This is a genomic window from Streptomyces sp. NPDC018029 (assembly GCF_044327655.1).
In the GTDB taxonomy this organism is placed as follows: Bacteria; Actinomycetota; Actinomycetes; order Streptomycetales; family Streptomycetaceae; genus Streptomyces.
Genome location: NZ_JBIRFV010000001.1, coordinates 545,396 through 561,898 on the forward strand (window position 1 = coordinate 545,396; position 16,503 = coordinate 561,898).

Annotated in this window: 17 protein-coding genes and 2 tRNA genes; 3 read left to right on the top strand and 16 right to left on the bottom strand. The window is 71.0% G+C overall.

Going from position 1 to position 16,503, the window contains the following annotated elements:
* Positions 1 to 71: 71 nt before the first annotated feature.
* Positions 72 to 144, bottom strand: a tRNA-Ala gene (locus ACH4D5_RS02390).
* A gap of 121 nt (positions 145 to 265) precedes the next feature.
* Here ACH4D5_RS02390 and ACH4D5_RS02395 point away from each other — a divergent pair.
* Entirely contained in the window at positions 266 to 1,528 is a 1,263-nt protein-coding gene (locus tag ACH4D5_RS02395; protein WP_398297706.1) for a glycosyltransferase 87 family protein, read from the top strand.
* Here ACH4D5_RS02395 and ACH4D5_RS02400 read toward each other — a convergent pair.
* From ACH4D5_RS02400 to ACH4D5_RS02440, 9 genes are all read right to left on the bottom strand, one after another.
* Positions 1,497 to 1,730 carry a hypothetical protein gene (locus ACH4D5_RS02400; protein ID WP_365132444.1) on the bottom strand — a complete coding sequence of 78 codons (234 nt, stop codon included), beginning with the start codon at positions 1,728 to 1,730 and terminating at the stop codon, positions 1,497 to 1,499. The genes ACH4D5_RS02395 and ACH4D5_RS02400 overlap by 32 nt on opposite strands.
* A gap of 3 nt (positions 1,731 to 1,733) precedes the next feature.
* Entirely contained in the window at positions 1,734 to 1,916 is a 183-nt protein-coding gene (locus ACH4D5_RS02405; RefSeq protein ID WP_362995749.1) for a hypothetical protein, read from the bottom strand.
* A 168-nt stretch (positions 1,917 to 2,084) separates the two neighbouring features.
* Positions 2,085 to 2,157: transfer RNA gene (locus tag ACH4D5_RS02410), tRNA-Ala, on the bottom strand.
* Between the two features lie 127 nt (positions 2,158 to 2,284).
* Positions 2,285 to 2,926, bottom strand: coding sequence for a histidine phosphatase family protein (locus ACH4D5_RS02415; protein ID WP_398297708.1), 642 nt, complete (start codon positions 2,924 to 2,926; stop codon positions 2,285 to 2,287).
* Positions 2,923 to 3,366, bottom strand: coding sequence for a ribosome silencing factor (rsfS, locus tag ACH4D5_RS02420; RefSeq protein WP_398297710.1), 444 nt, complete (start codon positions 3,364 to 3,366; stop codon positions 2,923 to 2,925). The genes ACH4D5_RS02415 and rsfS overlap by 4 nt, the downstream gene beginning before the upstream one ends.
* Before the next feature lie 99 nt (positions 3,367 to 3,465).
* The gene (locus tag ACH4D5_RS02425; protein WP_398297712.1) at positions 3,466 to 5,103 is read right to left on the bottom strand and encodes an LCP family protein; all 1,638 of its coding nucleotides are present in this window, start codon (positions 5,101 to 5,103) and stop codon (positions 3,466 to 3,468) included.
* Between the two features lie 16 nt (positions 5,104 to 5,119).
* Positions 5,120 to 5,746: a nicotinate-nucleotide adenylyltransferase gene (nadD, locus tag ACH4D5_RS02430; protein ID WP_356262450.1), complete on the bottom strand. Its 627-nt coding sequence runs from the start codon at positions 5,744 to 5,746 to the stop codon at positions 5,120 to 5,122.
* A gap of 44 nt (positions 5,747 to 5,790) precedes the next feature.
* A complete protein-coding gene (locus ACH4D5_RS02435) occupies positions 5,791 to 5,955 on the bottom strand; it encodes a hypothetical protein (RefSeq protein ID WP_362995757.1) in 165 nt (54 codons plus the stop codon).
* 86 nt (positions 5,956 to 6,041) lie between these two features.
* The gene (locus ACH4D5_RS02440; protein ID WP_398298556.1) at positions 6,042 to 6,326 is read right to left on the bottom strand and encodes a hypothetical protein; all 285 of its coding nucleotides are present in this window, start codon (positions 6,324 to 6,326) and stop codon (positions 6,042 to 6,044) included.
* Positions 6,327 to 6,425: 99 nt separating this feature from the next.
* Here ACH4D5_RS02440 and ACH4D5_RS02445 point away from each other — a divergent pair, with 99 nt between their 5' ends.
* Positions 6,426 to 7,505, top strand: coding sequence for a M48 family metallopeptidase (locus tag ACH4D5_RS02445; protein WP_398297715.1), 1,080 nt, complete (start codon positions 6,426 to 6,428; stop codon positions 7,503 to 7,505).
* A gap of 28 nt (positions 7,506 to 7,533) precedes the next feature.
* Here ACH4D5_RS02445 and ACH4D5_RS02450 read toward each other — a convergent pair whose 3' ends face one another.
* The 5 genes from ACH4D5_RS02450 to proB all read right to left on the bottom strand — a co-directional run bounded on the left by ACH4D5_RS02450 (position 7,534) and on the right by proB (position 12,554).
* Positions 7,534 to 8,619, bottom strand: a complete 1,086-nt coding sequence (locus tag ACH4D5_RS02450) for a hypothetical protein (RefSeq protein ID WP_398297717.1) — start codon at positions 8,617 to 8,619, stop codon at positions 7,534 to 7,536.
* A gap of 66 nt (positions 8,620 to 8,685) precedes the next feature.
* Positions 8,686 to 9,300, bottom strand: coding sequence for a hypothetical protein (locus tag ACH4D5_RS02455; protein WP_398297719.1), 615 nt, complete (start codon positions 9,298 to 9,300; stop codon positions 8,686 to 8,688).
* Between the two features lie 50 nt (positions 9,301 to 9,350).
* Complete coding sequence (locus ACH4D5_RS02460) at positions 9,351 to 10,643, bottom strand: glutamate-5-semialdehyde dehydrogenase (protein WP_398297721.1); 1,293 nt, start codon at positions 10,641 to 10,643, stop codon at positions 9,351 to 9,353.
* A 100-nt stretch (positions 10,644 to 10,743) separates the two neighbouring features.
* Positions 10,744 to 11,232: a hypothetical protein gene (locus tag ACH4D5_RS02465; RefSeq protein WP_398297723.1), complete on the bottom strand. Its 489-nt coding sequence runs from the start codon at positions 11,230 to 11,232 to the stop codon at positions 10,744 to 10,746.
* 215 nt (positions 11,233 to 11,447) lie between these two features.
* Positions 11,448 to 12,554, bottom strand: a complete 1,107-nt coding sequence (gene proB, locus ACH4D5_RS02470; RefSeq protein WP_398297725.1) for a glutamate 5-kinase — start codon at positions 12,552 to 12,554, stop codon at positions 11,448 to 11,450.
* Positions 12,555 to 12,805: 251 nt separating this feature from the next.
* Here proB and ACH4D5_RS02475 point away from each other — a divergent pair, with 251 nt between their 5' ends.
* Positions 12,806 to 14,905 (top strand): hypothetical protein, encoded by a 2,100-nt coding sequence (locus ACH4D5_RS02475; RefSeq protein WP_398297727.1) that lies wholly within the window; start codon positions 12,806 to 12,808, stop codon positions 14,903 to 14,905.
* Between the two features lie 103 nt (positions 14,906 to 15,008).
* Here ACH4D5_RS02475 and obgE read toward each other — a convergent pair whose 3' ends face one another.
* Positions 15,009 to 16,457 (bottom strand): GTPase ObgE, encoded by a 1,449-nt coding sequence (obgE, locus tag ACH4D5_RS02480; protein WP_398297728.1) that lies wholly within the window; start codon positions 16,455 to 16,457, stop codon positions 15,009 to 15,011.
* Positions 16,458 to 16,503 lie beyond the last annotated feature (46 nt).

The following is a 16,503-nucleotide window of genomic DNA, read 5'->3' on the forward strand; positions in this document are numbered from 1 at the left end:
CGAAAGCCGGAACAACGGCCAGGACAACGAAAGAGCGGGCCACCCGAATCGGGTGGCCCGCTCATATCCTGTGGAGCTAAGGAGAATTGAACTCCTGACCTCCTGCATGCCATGCAGGCGCTCTACCAACTGAGCTATAGCCCCTTGCTTGTCCGCCCGGTTTCCCCGGCGGCTCCGCCAACATTACACGGTCATACCCGTGCTCCACCAAATCGTTTCCGGTCTGGGCGGATACCAGCCGATACGACCGGTACTGTCAGCCTTCGTGACCGTGCCCGTGACCGCGACCGCGCTCGCCACCGCCCGTCGCCGTGTGCCGCTGGCCGCCGGGGGCTGTCTGCTCTCCCTCACGGCCTTCTGGCTCGCGCAGCGCGCCGCCGACGTCTCGATGATCGACCTGATGGTCTACCGGGCCGAGGGAGCGACGGTACGCGCGGGCGGCGACCTCTACGCGCTGCGCGCCACCGGCGCCCAGTTGCCCACCACTTACCCACCGTTCGCCGCGCTGCTCTTCACCCCGCTCACGCTCCTGGACCCGGCGGACATGCGCACGCTCGCGACGCTGGGCAACCTGCTGCTCCTAGTCGTCTTCGTGCACCTCTCCCTGCGGCTGATCCACGGCGAGCGGCACGCGCGCGTGGAGAGCGTCCTGTGGGCGTCCGCCCTCGCCGTCTGGTGCGAGCCGGTGTGGACGACGCTGCGCTACGGACAGGTCAATCTGCTGCTCGCCGTCCTCGTCCTGTGGGACCTGACCCGGCGCCCCGGTCACCGCTGGGCGGGCGTGGGCATCGGGCTTGCGGCGGCGGTCAAGCTCACGCCCGCGCTCTTCGCGGCGTTCCTGTTGCTCACGGGGGCCGTGGAGGCCCTGCGGCACGGGCCGTGGCGGGCGGCCGTGCGGCACGCGTGCGTGGCGGCCGTCTCCTTCGCCGGTGCGACGGTCCTCGCGGCCGCCGTCCTGCCGTACGACTCGTGGCGCTTCTGGACCCGGATGGTCTTCGAGGCGGGCCGGGTCGGGTTCGCCGAGGACACCGCGAACCAGTCGCTGCGCGGCGTCCTGGCCCGGCTCCTGCACACCGGGGAGCCCGGCGCCCACTGGGCCCTGGCCGCCGCCGCGGCCGGCGCGCTCGGCCTCGCGGTCGCGGTGGCCGCAGCGCTGCGCGGGGAGCGCGCCCGGGCCGTCATCGCCTGCGCGGCCACCGCGCTCCTGGTGAGTCCCGTGTCGTGGTCGCACCACTGGGTGTGGTGCGTGCCGATGGTGCTGCTCCTGGGCGCGGAGGCCAGGCGCCGGGGCGGGCGGTGGAGGTGGGCGGCCGTCGGGGCCGCGTCCCTGGTCTTCTGCTCGTACGCCCTGTGGTGGGTGCCGCACGGCGAAGGACGGCTCGAACTCGCCCAGGACTGTGGCCAGATGACGCTGTCCGCCCTCTACGTAGTGACCGCTTTCGGGTTTCTCCTGGGGACGGCAGCGACGACAGTTACGGCAGTGACGTCAGCGGGGGTCACGCGGTCGCGAACGAGTAGAACCGTTTGAGCGTGCAGTGTTCGTCCAGCAGCCGACCGTAGATCGGCTCCCCTTCGAGTTCGCGGTACGTCTCGATGGGGTCGCCTTTTATGATCAGCGCCCGTGCGCACTCCTCGCACCAGTACTGATACTCCTGGTTGACCGGCTCCATGTCGCGGACGATCGGTGTGCCACTGTCGCACCAGTCGCATTTCCGCCTGTGTGCACCCATCGATCAGCTCCAGCTGTGGCCGCAGGCGGTGCATACGTACGAGATTCCGCCGTTGTCACCGAGCACTTGAGCGACGTGGGACGAGCCGCAGGAAGGGCAGTCGAGGAGCGTGCGGGGCACGGGCCGTTCTCGTACGTCCGCCGCTTCGGAGAGGCGGTCGACCTCTCCGAGGATGCTCGCAGGCATCGCGCTCTCCCTCCCGTCGGGCTGCGTCCCCTTCCGGCCGTCCGATTCTGCCACGGCACGAGCGACCCGGTCAGCGACGCATTCGTACCAGTCCGGACACGGCACCCGCTGACGGGCGGCGGCAAAAGAAAATCCCGCCCCCTGGCGGGGACGGGATTTCCGGGACTGTGGAGCTAAGGAGAATTGAACTCCTGACCTCCTGCATGCCATGCAGGCGCTCTACCAACTGAGCTATAGCCCCTTGCGTTCTTCCCGCTCGGCGGGCGAACAAGAAGAACTTTAGCCTGCGACCAGCCGGAATGTGAAATCCGGGTCGGGCCGCCCGCCGGAGCGGCTCCGGAGCCGCCCGGAAGCGGCCGCGGGAGCGCTCAGTCGTCGTCGCCGAGCACCGGCTCCGGCAGCGTGCCGGCGTTGTGCTCGAGGAGGCGCCAGCCTCGCGCGCCCTGGCCGAGGACCGACCAGCAGCAGTTGGTGAGGCCGCCGAGCCCCTCCCAGTGGTGGGGCTCCAGGCCGAGGAGACGGCCGATCGTGGTGCGGATCGTGCCGCCGTGGCTGACCACCACCAGCGTGCCGTCCTCGGGCAGCTTCTCGGCATGGCGCAGGACGACAGGGGCGGCCCGGTCGGCCACCTCGGTCTCCAGCTCGCCGCCGCCCCTGCGCACGGCCTCGCCACGCTTCCACGCGGCGTACTGCTCGCCGAAGCGGGCGATGATCTCGTCGTGCGTCAGGCCCTGCCACTCACCGGCGTACGTCTCCCGGAGGGACTCCTCGTGGGTGACGGTGAGGCCGGTGATCGCGGAGAGCTCGGCGGCCGTGGCCGCCGCGCGCCTGAGGTCGGAGGCGACGATGGCGTCCGGCTTCAGGGAGGCCAGCAGCCGGGCGGCGCGCTTGGCCTGGGCGACGCCCGTCTCGGTCAGCTCGATGTCCGTGGAGCCCTGGAAGCGGCGCTCCAGGTTCCAGGCCGTCTGGCCGTGCCGCCACAGGATGATCCGGCAGCCGCGGTTGCTCACCGCAGCTCCCCGTCCAGGTCGGCCTCCTCCGCGGCCCGCTGCTCGGCGTGCTCGGCGGCCTTGCCGCGGGTGGCCTTGGCGTCCTCGGGCAGGCCGATCTCGGGGCAGTCCTTCCACAGGCGCTCGAGGGCGTAGAAGACACGCTCCTCGCTGTGCTGGACGTGCACCACGATGTCCACGTAGTCGAGGAGGATCCAGCGGGCGTCGCGGTCCCCCTCGCGGCGGACCGGCTTGGCGCCGAGCTGCTTGTTCAGCTGCTCCTCGATCTCGTCGACGATCGACTTGACCTGGCGGTCGTTGGGAGCGGAGGCGAGCAGGAACGCGTCCGTGATCGACAGCACGTCGCTGACGTCGTACGCGATGATGTCGTGCGCGAGCTTGTCGGCAGCCGCCTGGGCGGCGACGTTGATGAGCTCGATGGAGCGGTCCGTGGCGGTCACTAGAGAGCTTTCCTTCGGCTGGTGGATACACCCCAAGGGTCTCACGGACCGCCGACAGCGCCCCAGACGATTACGTCACCGCCTCGGGGCGCCCCCCGGCTACCCGGTCCGGTAGTCCTGGCCGAGGACCACGGAGACGTCCGCGTTCGCCGCCGTCTTCCCCTTGCGGACCGCGCTCGCGGGCAGGCCGAGGGTCTTGGCGACCTCGGTGGCCTGCGCCTTCTTGCCCGCGTCGGCGTAGGTGACCTGCGAGGTGGGCCGGGCCGCGGAGCCCGTGCCGCCGTCGATGAAGGTGTAGCCGCCGTTGACCAGGGAGACCCGGGCGTCCTCGCCCGCTGCCTTCTTCCCCGAGGCGTTCTGCACACCGACCCGCAGGGCCGCGCCCTTCTCCGGACTCTTCACCGTGCCGCCCAGGACGTCCTTGACCACGGTCTCGCCGGCCTGCTCGGTCAGCGTGCCGTCCTGCCGCACCGGCAGCAGCGACGTCTTGTAGTCGCCGCCCTTGGCCCGGTCGGCGAGCTTGGCGAGGAAGGCGCCGAGGTCCTTCTCCTCCAGCGAGGGGTCGAGGATCTGCGCGAGGGACTGCACGGTGGTCGTGGCCGCCTGCGGGTCCGAGGAGAGCTTGCGCAGGACGCCCTGCATGACCTCTCCGAAGCGGTTCAGCTGGTCGGTCTCGGTCTCGCCGGGCGCGCGGTAGGTGGCGTACGCGACGGCCATCGGCCCGCTCAGGGTCTGCTGCTCGCCCTTCTTCACGAGGGGCGCCTCGCCCTTCTTCGCCTTGGGGTCGGGCACGTCGGTGTTCGTGTCGATGTCGATGTTGCCGACGAGTTCCACGAGGTTGTTGAGGTAGGGGGTGTCGAGGCGCCAGGTGCCCTCGACCTGGGTGCCGAGCACCGTGTCGATCGACTCGCGGGTGCCGGTCGAGCCGTCGTCGTCGACGGACTTGCCGAGCGTGGTCGCCGTGCCGTTGTCGTCCGTCACGGCGAGGGAGTTGGGCAGCAGGACGGTGGCGCCCTGCTTGGTGGTGGTGTTGTTCACTAGGAGCGCGGTGGAGGTGCCCTTGCCCTTGGTGTTGTGCAGGTGCAGGACGATCACGTCGCGCTTCTGCGGCCCGGTCGCCGCGGCCGCGCCGTCCTCGCCGTCCGACTGGCCGGGCAGCATGCCCGCGAACCACAGATAACCGACACCGCCCGCGATCACCAACACGAGGGCCACGACGAGCGCGACGACCCGGGACCGCCCGCGCCGCTTGGCCTCCTCGCGCCGCTCGGTGCGGCTCTCGGTGAACTTCAGCCAGTCGATGACGTCTTCGGAGTCCTCGTCCGGCTCCTCGATGAACGAGAACTGCTCGGTCTTGTACTCGGGTGCCGGTGCCGGTGCCGGTTCTGGTTCCGGTTCGGGTGCACGTCGGGGTTCCGGAGCAGGAGCCGGGGCCGCTTGCGGCTGATATTGCTGCTGCTGAGGGACCCAGGCGGTGTCGTACGACGTCGCGGCGACGCCCTGCTGCTGATCGCCCTGACCACCGGCGTACGGGTCGTACCCGTACCCGTACCCCTGGTACTGCTGAGGCACCTGCGGCTGCTGCTGCACCTGTGGCTGCTGCTGCACCTGCTGGTACACCGGCTGCCCGTACTCGTCGTACCCGACGACCTGGTACTGGTCGGCCGCGTACTCACCCGCGTACTCGCCCGCATACGGATCGCTGCCCGCATAAGGGTCGTACTGTCGGTCGTTCACCGGTGCCCCTCTCGGCTCATTCGCCGCGGTACAGCTCACGCTTGTCGATATAACGCACCACACCGTCGGGCACCAGATACCAGACCGGGTCTCCCTTGGCGACCCGCGCGCGGCAGTCCGTGGAGGAGATGGCCAGGGCCGGCACCTCCACCAGGGAGACACCGCCCTTGGGCAGCCCGGGGTCGGCCAGCGTGTGGCCGGGCCGGGTGACCCCGATGAAGTGCGCGAGGGAGAACAGCTCTTCCGTGTCCCGCCAGGTGAGGATCTGGCCGAGGGCGTCGGCGCCCGTGATGAAGAAGAGGTCCGTGTCGGGGTTGAGGGCACGCAGATCGCGCAGCGTGTCCGTCGTGTAGGTGGCCCCGCCGCGGTCGATGTCGATGCGGCTGACCGAGAACTGCGGGTTCTCGGCGGTCGCGATGACCGTCATCAGATAACGGTCCTCGGCAGGTGACACCTGCTTGTCGCTCTTCTGCCACGGCTGTCCGGTCGGCACGAACACCACCTCGTCGAGGTGGAACTGCGCGGCGACCTCACTGGCCGCCACGAGGTGTCCGTGGTGGATCGGATCAAACGTTCCGCCCATGACGCCCAGGCGGCGCTTGCCGTTGCTCACCGGACCGGTAGGCATGTCCTGCTCTCCCATGCGTGCAGACCCTACCGGCCCGGTCGAGGGGCCCTGCTCCGGTCCTAGCGGTCCCGGTTGAAGAGGGTGGTGATCCACAGGAGGAGCATGAGGACGACGAAGGCGCCGCCGCCGGTGAGGAGAGGGCTGAGGCTTTCGTGGTTGCCGCCGTGCTCGCCGCCCTCGGAGGCGAGAGTGACCAGCTGGGCGGCGTTGCTGTGGAGGCTCATCTCAGGCAGGACCTATCCGGAGGTGGGATGGACATAAAGATTTCCGGCCCATCGTAAGCGGGGGGCTCGCTCCTGCTTACGCCGACTCAGCCGTTGCGGTTGTCCGCTCCCTTGTCGGGCGCACCTTCCGCGCTCGCTCCGCAGCTGTTGCTGCTCTCATTGCGCTCTTCAGGGGTACGTTCCGCACCCTTCTCGGCCGTACGCGCCCCGCTGTCGGCGCCCTGGCGGTAACCGCGCAACAGGAACCAGCCGACGAGTACGCATCCGACGACCATGACGATCAGCACGATCCGCAGCAGATTGCCCGGTCCCTGCTGCTCCGCGGCCTTGGCCGCCTCCGTGAGCCAGACGGCTCCAGGACTGTGCTCCATGACGGAAGACTCCTTCTGTGTGCTGCCCTGTCACGGTATCTCCGCCTAGGCTGGGCCCCACCTCGGGGGCACGAGAGGACGAGACATGGGGGATGCGGCATGACCGACGACAACGACCACGGCGGGAGCGGCGAGGGCTACGAGCGCGTGCCGAGCCGGCAGCGCAGGCGCTTCCCCGGCATCTCGTCACGGGCCTACGAGCACCCGGCGGACCGCTCGGCCCTGGTGGCCCTGCGCAAGCTGACCGGCTTCGACACGGTCTTCAAGGCGCTCAGCGGCCTGCTGCCCGAGCGCAGCCTGAGGCTGCTGTTCCTGTCGGACTCCGTGCGCGTGTCCGACGCGCAGTTCGCGCACCTCAACACCATGCTGCGGGACGCCTGTTACATCCTGGACCTGGAGAAGGTCCCGCCGATGTACGTCAACCAGGACCCGAATCCGAACGCGATGTGCATCGGCCTCGACGAGCCGATCATCGTCGTGACGACGGGCCTCGTCGAGCTGCTGGACGAGGAGGAGATGCGGGCGGTCGTCGGCCACGAGGTGGGCCACGCCCTCTCCGGGCACTCCGTCTACCGCACGATCCTGCTGTTCCTCACGAACCTCGCCCTGAAGGTCGCGTGGATCCCGCTCGGCAATGTCGCGATCATGGCGATCGTGACGGCGCTGCGCGAGTGGTTCCGCAAGTCCGAGCTGTCGGCGGACCGCGCGGGGCTGCTGGTCGGGCAGGACCTGAAGGCCTCGATGCGCGGCCTGATGAAGCTCGCCGGCGGCAACCACCTGCACGAGATGAACGTGGACGCGTTCCTGGAGCAGGCCGAGGAGTACGAGGCCGGGGGCGACCTGCGCGACTCCGTCCTGAAGATCCTGAACGTCCTGCCGCGCACGCACCCCTTCGCCACGGTCCGCGCCGCCGAGCTGAAGAAGTGGGCCGAATCGCGCGACTACCAGCGGATCATGGACGGCCACTACCCGCGCCGCGACGAGGACAAGGACACCTCGGTCTCCGACTCCTTCCGGCAGTCGGCCTCCGCGTACGCCGACGACGTGCGCAACAGCAAGGACCCGCTGATGAAGCTGGTCAACGACATCGCGGGCGGCGCGGGCGACCTGGGCGGCAAGCTCCGCGGGAGGTTCACGGGCTCCGGCCCCGGCTCCACGACCGACGACAAGCAGCCGTAACAGCCCAGGTCGCGAGCGAGATCTCAGGTCACGACGGAGCGAGCGAGGGCTGGGCCGAGGCCGCCAGCGATCCGCACAGCGCCGTCGCGTCCCCCGTCGCGTACGGATCGGTGCCCGCCGGGCCCGCCGCCTTCGCCTTCTGCCCGGCGAGCAGCGGGCGCAGGTGGTTCGCCGTCTCGCCCCCGCAGGCGAGGGGGCCCGCCTGGGTGGCGGATGTGACCAGCTCGGCCCGGTGCATCCGCAGGTCGTCGCGGTCGAAGCGGAAGCGCAGCTCGCGGCGGACGGTGAACAGGGACGCCTCGACGCGGTCCCCGCCGGCCGCCGTGCCCGCGGGCCGCAGCGCGTACACGAACGTGTGGTCCGAGGTGACCTCCAGCGCGTTCTTGCCGGCCTCCTCGACCCGCATCGTGCCCTCGGCCCTGACCCGCTTGTCGGCGAGCGCGGTCTTTGCCGGGTCGAACCGCACCAGCCACCCGGTGGCCGCGTGCCGCCCGTCGGCCGCCGGGTGCGCGAAGCTCCGGTCGAACTGGGCCAGTTGCTGCGGGTCGACCAGGATCCGCACGGAGCGCGCGGAGCCGCCGGTGAGGACGTCCGGGTCGAGCGAGGACTCGACCAGATAGTCCTTGGCGGTGACCAGCGCGGCCATCACCTGGCTGTCCGAGAAGTGTGAAGTGCGGCGCGCGCCGGGGAGGTTGATGCCGGCGGCGCCCACCCGGAGCTGTGCGGCCGGGCTGCGTGCGTAGAGGTCGGGGACGCTGGCCGAGCCGGGCACGCGGCCCGCTGGGGCGAGCGGTATGACCGTCATGCGCAGCGGCTCGGGTCGCTTGGCCGCCGGGGACTGGTAGGGGTGTCGTACGCCCATGTAGATCGCCGTGCCGAAGGCGACGGCCATCAGCACGGCGAGGACCACGAGTTGGCGGGAGAGGCTCCGGTGGAGTCCGGGGCGGCGGCGCACGGCGCGCGTGTGGTCGCCCATGCGCTCCTGCGCGGAGAACTCCTGGAGGCGGGCAGCGCGCACGAACGATTCGTCGAAGACAACCGACCCGTACTCGTCGTCGCCACCGCCGGGAGCGCCCTCGGGTGTCCCTGCGGGTGGGTCTCCTGGCCCGCCCATACCTTCAGAGTAGGTCTCCGGGACGCCGGGTAAACGCCCTGGTACACGACAAGTTCAGTCAACTCTTCACGGTGTGCGCGGCTCGGCGGGGACCGTCGACCTGCCGAACTCGGCGGAGACGGAGGGGCTGGGCGGCGTGTCTTTGCCTGCGCCCTGTCCGACTTCGGTCGAGGCGGGTGCGGGCACCTGGTCCTGGCGGCCCGACGACGCTCCGCGGTACACGGCGGTGAAGGCGAGGGCGACCATGCCGATGCCCATCACGAGGGCGAGCATCCAGGCGATGGGGCGGTGCCAGCGGAGCTGGCCGGGGTGGCGGCCGGGGCGGCCGTAACCCTCGCCGCGGGCGATGTGTTCGTAGGCGTCGTCGAGGTCGTCGTCGCGGCCGAACTCGCTGCCGTCGTCGGGGCCGAAGCCGTCGTCGTGGAGCTCGTCGTCCGTCGCGTCGGGGCCGCGGCCGCGGGTGCGCGCCCGGCGGGCCTCGGCCTCGGATGCCTCGGCGCGCGCCTGGGCGGCGGCCAACAGCCGCTCCACCGCGGTCGGTTCGTGAATCTCCGCGGCCCGCACGAAGTCCTCGTCGAAGACCACGGAGGCGAACTCTTCGTCCGCACCCCCGCGGTCGCGGTCGTCGTCGGGCTCCCAGCCGTCAGGGAACGACGGCGTGCCCCCCACGTCCTCCGGCACCCCTCCAGCGTAGCCCTGGAAGGGGCAATCTGGGCAGCCGGAAAGGGAATTCAGCGGATGTGACCGTCGCCCGTCACGATGTACTTGGTGGAGGTCAGCTCGGGCAGTCCCATGGGGCCGCGCGCGTGCAGCTTCTGCGTGGAGATGCCGATCTCGGCGCCGAAGCCGAACTGGCCGCCGTCGGTGAAGCGCGTCGAGGCGTTGACGGCGACCGTCGTGGAGTCCACCAGCTGGGTGAAGCGGCGCGCGGCCTGCTGCGAGGTGGTGACGATGGCCTCGGTGTGCCCGGAGGTCCACAGCCGGATGTGCTCGACGGCCTGCTCCAGGGTGTCGACGACGGCGGCCGCGATGTCGTACGAGAGGTACTCGGTCTCCCAGTCCTCGGTGGTCGCGGGCACGACGGTGGCCTTGGAGGCGTCCCCGTACGTGAGGACGCGCTCGTCGGCGTGCACGGTCACGCCGGCCTCCGCGAGGGCGTCCAGGGCGCGCGGCAGGAACGCGTCGGCGATGTCGCGGTGCACGAGCAGGGTCTCGGCGGCGTTGCAGACGCTGGGGCGCTGGGCCTTGGAGTTGATCAGGATGTCGACGGCCGTGTCGATGTCGGCCGCGGCGTCCACGTAGACGTGGCAGTTGCCGGTGCCCGTCTCGATGACGGGGACGGTGGACTCCTCGACGACCGTCTTGATCAGCGAGGCGCCGCCGCGCGGGATGAGGACGTCGACGAGGCCGCGGGCGCGCATCAGCTCGCGCACGGAGTCGCGGTTCTCGCCCGGGACGAGCTGGACGGCGTCGGCGGGCAGTCCCGCGCCGTGCACCGCGTCGCGCAGGACGCGCACGAGGGCGGTGTTCGAGGCGTACGCCGACGACGAGCCGCGCAGCAGGACGGCGTTGCCGGACTTCAGGCAGAGGGCGGCGGCGTCCACGGTGACGTTCGGGCGGGCTTCGTAGATGATCCCGACGACGCCGAGCGGCACGCGGACCTGGCGCAGGTCGATGCCGTTGGGGAGGGTGGAGCCGCGGACGACCTCGCCGACCGGGTCGGGCAGGGCGGCCACGTCGCGCACGTCGGCGGCGATGGCGCGCACCCGCTCCGGGGTGAGGGTGAGGCGGTCGACGATGGACTCGCTGGTCCCGGCCTCGCGGGCGCGCTCGGTGTCCTTGCCGTTGGCCTCGACGATCTCGGCGGTCCGCACCTCGAGGGCGTCGGCGATCGCGAGCAGCGCGTCGTCCTTGGCGGAGCGCGGCAGCGGGGCGAGCGTGGCGGCTGCGCCGCGGGCGCGGTAGGCGGCCTGGGCGACCGGCGAGAGGTTGTCGTAGGGCGAGACGGGAGAGAGCGACGTCATGCCCGCAGGGTAATCCCCGCGCGCGGGGCGTCCACCCGGTGTTCCAGTCCCCGAGACCGGTGCGATGCTCCCGTGGGACGACGGCTCAGAAGACGACGGCTCAAAAGGGGTGTACGCCGACGGGGGCGGCCGGTAACGGACCGTAACCCTCTGCGATGCGTTGGTGGTATGTGTCGCGGCCGATCACTTCGAGCCCCACGATCTCCCACGGCGGCAGCTGCGCGCTCTGCCGGTGCTCGCCCCACAGCCGCAGCGCGACCGCGGCGGCGTCGTGCAGATCGCGGGCCTCTTCCCAGTAGCGGATCTCTGCGTGGTCCGGCGCGTACCTGCTGGTGAGGAGAAAGGGGTGGTCGTGGGCGAGCTGTTCGAGTCCGCGCCTGAGCTCGTCGAGCGGGGTTTCTGCGCCCGAGACGCTCAGCGTGACGTGCCACAGCCGGGGCGCCGCCGCGCTCTCGCCCTCCTGGCTCTCGCCCGCGTCGCTCTCCCGCGCGTCGTGCGGGTCGCTCTCGTACGCCGTTCCCGCGGCGACGCTCGTCAGCGTCCGCTCAGCCGAGCCGCGGGACGCCGCCCCTGGGCGCACTCGTCTCACGACGGCCTCCTTTACGCAATGGTGGTGCTGATACGCAACGGTCGTGCAGAACTGTCTTCAACAAAGTTGAGCAGGCCAAGCAGTCCCGCGGGGCGGTTTTGGGGAGTTTTACCTTCCGCGGACTGGACGGCCGGGGCCGTCCACGACGGTTTTCAGCCGGGGCGCGTGAGGCGTGTGGGACGGACGGTCCGACGCGACCTGGGGCTTTCCGGACGCTATCCGTGCAGCAGGACGAGGTCGTCCCGGTGCACGACCTCCCGCTCGTACGCAGGTCCGAGTTCGCGCGCCAGATCCCGGGTGGAGCGCCCGATGAGCATCGGGATCTCCTTGGCGTCGAAGTTCACCAGGCCGCGCGCCACCGGCCGGCCCGCGGCGTCCCGCAGCTCGACGGGGTCGCCCGCGGTGAAGTCGCCCTCGACGGCGGCGATCCCGGCCGGCAGCAGCGACTTGCGGCCCTCCACGACCGCGCGCACCGCGCCCTCGTCGAGGGTGAGGGCGCCCCGCGGCTCGGAGGCGTGCTGCAGCCACAGGAGGCGGTCGGCGGAGCGGCGGCCCGTGCGGTGGAAGTACGTGCCGGTGGCGCGGCCGGCGAGGGCGTCGCCCGCCTGGCTCGCGGAAGTCAGGACGACGGGGATGCCGGCGGCCGCGGCGATCCGCGCCGCCTCGACCTTGGTGACCATGCCGCCGGTGCCGACACCCGCCTTGCCGGCGCTGCCGATCTCGACGTGCGCCATGTCGGCGGGGCCCCTGACCTCGTCGAGGCGGGAGGTGCCGGGCTTGGCGGGATCGCCGTCGTAGAGCCCGTCGACGTCGGAGAGGAGGACGAGGAGGTCGGCGTGGACGAGGTGGGCGACGAGGGCGGCGAGCCGGTCGTTGTCGCCGAAGCGGATCTCGTCGGTCGCCACGGTGTCGTTCTCGTTGACGACCGGCAGCGCGCCCATCGCGAGCAGCTGGTCGAGGGTGCGCGAGGCGTTGCGGTGGTGGGCCCTGCGGGCCATGTCGTCGGAGGTGAGGAGCACCTGCCCGACGCGTACGCCGTAGCGCGCGAAGGAGGCGGTGTAGCGGGCCACGAGCAGGCCTTGGCCCACGCTCGCTGCGGCCTGCTGGCGGGCGAGGTCCTTCGGGCGCCGCACGAGCCCCAGCGGGGCGAGACCCGCGGCGATGGCACCGGACGAGACGAGCACGATCTCGCGCTCGCCGCCGCTCCTGCTCTTGGCCAGTACGTCGACGAGGGCGTCGACACGGTCGGCGTCCAGGCCTCCCGCCGCGGTGGTCAGGGACGACGACCCGACCTTGACGACGACCCGCCGGGCCTCTGCCACTGACTGCCTTGCCGCTGTCACGCTTTTCCCCAAGTGATCCGATGCTCCGGATGTGCAATCTACGTGGCGCGGGAAGGCGTATTCGAGTCAGAGGCAGAAAACGGCCTCGGGGTTCAGTCTCCTTTGCCCCTTTATCCGGTGATTGATGTCACGGAAGATTGCTAGGGAGCCACTGCGCGTCATACGGTCAGTGGTCGACTTCCCCCCAGTTTCCCTTCATCCCCCTTCATCCCCGCCAGGAGCCCAAGCCCGTGCCCTCTGCCGGACTCGCCCCCCGACGCATCGTGCAGCTGTCAGCGCTGTTCGCGATGTTCGCGCTCTTCGCGACACAGCTCGCGACCGCGCTGATCCCCATCGTCCCGGTGTTCATCGCCGCGGCCGCCGCGAATCTCGCGCTCGACATCTATCTGCAGTACAAGCAGCCGGGCCTCCTCTCCCTCCTTGGCAAGATCCGCTTCGACGTCACGGTGCGCCAGCTCCTGCGCGACATGCTGATCCTCGTCGGGCTGCTCCGCATCGACGGCATAGAGCCGCTCGCCGAGCAGTCACCGCTGACCATCGCGCTGCTCGGCTTCTACGCCCTGCACTTCGCCTGCCAGGCCGTCGCCGTGCTCGTGCGCCGCACCCGCTCGCTGCCGATCGTCACCCGCAACATCGACGCGTCGGACCTGCACCTGACCGCGGCCCCGCCGCGGATCCTCTCCCGCCGCCAGGCCCACCGCCTGCTGACCTTCTCGGTCCCGACGACGGTCGGCCTGCTGCTCACCGCGGCCACCACCGACGCGTACTGGGGCGGCATCGGGCTCGCCGTCTCCATCACCCTGATCGGCGCCGGCGCGCTCTACCTCGCCACCTGGCTGCTGCCGAAGAAGCGGGCGAAGAACGACCAGAAGGTCATCGAGTGGCTCGACGCGTGGCTCGCCGAGTACAAGCCGACCGTCGCCATGTACTTCTCCGGCGGCACCACGTCCGCGTACCAGGCGAACATGTGGCTCTCCACGCTCGCCGCGCTCGACGGCAAGCCGCTGATCGTGCTGCGCGAGCGGTTCATGGTGCAGAAGATCGACGCGACCGACGTCCCGATCATCTGCTTCCCGAAGGTCGCCACGATGTTCTCCCTGGAGACGTCGACGCTGAAGATGATGCTGCACCCGGCGAACGCCGCGAAGACCTCCCAGGTGCTGCGCATCCCCACGATCAAGCACGCCTTCATCAACCACGGCGAGAGCGACAAGCTCTCCTCCTGCAACCCCTACGCGAAGGCGTACGACGAGGTGTGGGTGGCGGGCCCCGCGGCCCGCGACCGCTACCAGCTCGCGGACATCGGCGTGGACGACAAGGACGTGGTCGAGGTCGGCCGCCCCCAGCTGTCCCCGATCCGCCCGTTCTCCGGCGCGCCCACCGGGCCGTACACGACCGTCCTGTACGCCCCCACCTGGGAGGGCTGGGACGGCAACCCCGGCAACACCTCGGTGGTCCTCGCCGGCGAGAACATCGTCCGCGAGCTCCTCGCGGACCCGGGCGTACGCCTCCTGTACAAGCCGCACCCGATGACCGGCTCGCAGGACCCGCGCGCGGGCGCCGCCAACGAGCGCATCAAGGCGATGATCCTCGCGGCGAACGCGAAGCGCTCCGGCGCCCGTCCGGGCCCCGAGGCCGCCGCCGAGCTGGTCCGGCGCACCGAGGAGCTGGACCGGCTGACCGCGCGGCGCTTCCGCAAGAGCGCGGACGAACAGGAGCGGATGATGCTCCAGGGCTCCCCGGACGGCGGCCAGCAGGCGGCCGTGGCCGCGGCGACGGCCGCGTGGGAGGCCGCGTTCTGGGCCTCCTTCCCCGAGTGGGAGCACCAGATCATCACGTCCGCGCGCCCGGCGATCTTCGCCTGCTTCAACCAGGCGGACCTGCTGATCAGCGATGTCTCCTCGGTCGTCTCCGACTGGCTGAGCAGCGAGAAGCCGTACGCCGTCGCCAACACGGCGGGCATGTCGGAGGCGGAGTTCCGCGCGAGCTTCCCGACGGCGTCCGCGGCGACGATCCTCACCCCCGAGGCGGACGGCGTGGCGGCCCTCCTGAAGGCCGTGCGCGCCCCGGAGCTGGACCCGCACGCGGAGGCCCGCGCGGAGCTCAAGGAGCACCTCCTGGGCCCCTCCGACCCGCCTTCCCTGGTCCGCTTCAACGCCGCGGCCCTCGCCCTGAGCGCCAAGGCCGACGCCCGTCGCGCCCGCATGACGTCCCGCATCGACGCGGACATCCCGGGCCAGCGCGTCGCGGAGGAAGCAGCGGAGGAGACGGAGCAGGACCCGAACGAGTCGAACGAGCCGAACGGCGCGGAGGACTCGATCTCGGCCTGACCGACTGAGCGCATGTGAAAGGGCCCCGGAGCTTGGATCCAAGCTCCGGGGCCCTTTCGCATGCGCCGCCCTGAGACGTTGCCCAGAGGGCTGCCCTGCCGTGCTAGAAGGGCTTGAAGTCGTCGTACTCCTTCTGGGCCTCGTCCCGCTCCGCGTCGCGGTCCCTGCGCCGCTGGGCGGCCGGCCTGGGCGCGTCCAGACGGTGGTCCTCGCCACGGCGGCCGAGCATCTCCGCGCCCGCCATCATCGTCGGCTCCCAGTCGAAGACGACCGCGTTGTCCTCGGGGCCGATGGCGACGCCGTCGCCGTTGCGCGCACCGGCCTTCATCAGCGCCTCCTCGACGCCGAGACGGCTGAGCCGGTCGGCGAGATAGCCGACGGCCTCGTCGTTCTGGAAGTCGGTCTGGCGCACCCAGCGCTCCGGCTTCTCGCCGCGCACGCGGTACAGCGGCTCACCGCCGACCTCCTCGCGGGTGACCGTGAAGCCGGTGTCGTCGACGGCCTTGGGACGGATGACGATGCGGGTCGCCTCCTCCTTCGGCTTGGCGGCACGCGCCGCCGCGACCAGCTCGGCCAGCCCGAAGGAGAGCTCCTTGAGGCCCTTGTGGGCGACGGCCGACACCTCGAAGACGCGGTAGCCGCGCTCCTCCAGCTCGGGCCGGACCATCTCGGCGAGGTCCTGTCCGTCCGGTACGTCGATCTTGTTCAGGACGACGATGCGCGGCCGGTTCTCCAGGCCCGCGCCGTACTCCCGCAGCTCGGCCTCGATGACGTCGAGGTCGGAGACGGGGTCGCGGTCGGACTCCAGGGTCGCCGTGTCGAGCACGTGCACGAGCACGCTGCACCGCTCGACGTGGCGCAGGAACTCCAGGCCGAGGCCGCGGCCCTGGCTGGCGCCCGGGATGAGGCCGGGGACGTCCGCGACGGTGTAGACGGTCGAGCCCGCCGTCACCACGCCGAGGTTCGGGACGAGCGTCGTGAACGGGTAGTCGGCGATCTTCGGCTTCGCGGCGCTCAGCACGGAGATCAGCGAGGACTTGCCCGCGCTCGGGTAGCCCACGAGCGCGACGTCGGCGACGGTCTTGAGCTCCAGGACGACGTCCCGGGTCTCACCCGGCTCGCCGAGCAGCGCGAAGCCGGGGGCCTTGCGGCGGGCCGAGGCCAGCGCCGCGTTGCCGAGGCCGCCGCGGCCGCCCTGGCCCGCGACGAAGGTGGTGCCCTGGCCGACCATGTCCGCCAGGACGTTGCCCTCCTTGTCGAGGACGACCGTGCCGTCCGGGACGGGCAGGACCAGGTCCTGGCCGTCCTTGCCGGAGCGGTGGTCGCCGGCGCCGGGCTGGCCGTTGGTGGCCTTGCGGTGCGGGCTGTGGTGGTAGTCCAGGAGGGTGGTGACGTCCTGGTCGACGACCAGGATCACGTCGCCGCCACGGCCGCCATTGCCGCCGTCCGGGCCGCCGAGCGGCTTGAACTTCTCACGGTGGACGGAGGCACAGCCGTGGCCCCCGTTACCCGCGGCGGCGTGCAGCTCGACGCGGTCCACGAAGGTGGTCATGGTTCGGTGCCTCCAGAAAAGAACGGAAATGTCTTACGTCTAACAC

Coding starts and splice junctions, on each gene's coding strand:
- ACH4D5_RS02400 (WP_365132444.1), bottom strand. CDS start 1,730: ATGGGTGCACACAGGCGGAAATGCGACTGGTGCGACAGTGGCACACCG.
- ACH4D5_RS02405 (WP_362995749.1), bottom strand. CDS start 1,916: ATGCCTGCGAGCATCCTCGGAGAGGTCGACCGCCTCTCCGAAGCGGCG.
- nadD (WP_356262450.1), bottom strand. CDS start 5,746: ATGGGAGAGCAGGACATGCCTACCGGTCCGGTGAGCAACGGCAAGCGC.
- ACH4D5_RS02435 (WP_362995757.1), bottom strand. CDS start 5,955: ATGAGCCTCCACAGCAACGCCGCCCAGCTGGTCACTCTCGCCTCCGAG.
- ACH4D5_RS02440 (WP_398298556.1), bottom strand. CDS start 6,326: ATGGAGCACAGTCCTGGAGCCGTCTGGCTCACGGAGGCGGCCAAGGCC.
- ACH4D5_RS02445 (WP_398297715.1), top strand. CDS start 6,426: ATGACCGACGACAACGACCACGGCGGGAGCGGCGAGGGCTACGAGCGC.
- ACH4D5_RS02450 (WP_398297717.1), bottom strand. CDS start 8,619: ATGGGCGGGCCAGGAGACCCACCCGCAGGGACACCCGAGGGCGCTCCC.
- ACH4D5_RS02460 (WP_398297721.1), bottom strand. CDS start 10,643: ATGACGTCGCTCTCTCCCGTCTCGCCCTACGACAACCTCTCGCCGGTC.
- obgE (WP_398297728.1), bottom strand. CDS start 16,457: ATGACCACCTTCGTGGACCGCGTCGAGCTGCACGCCGCCGCGGGTAAC.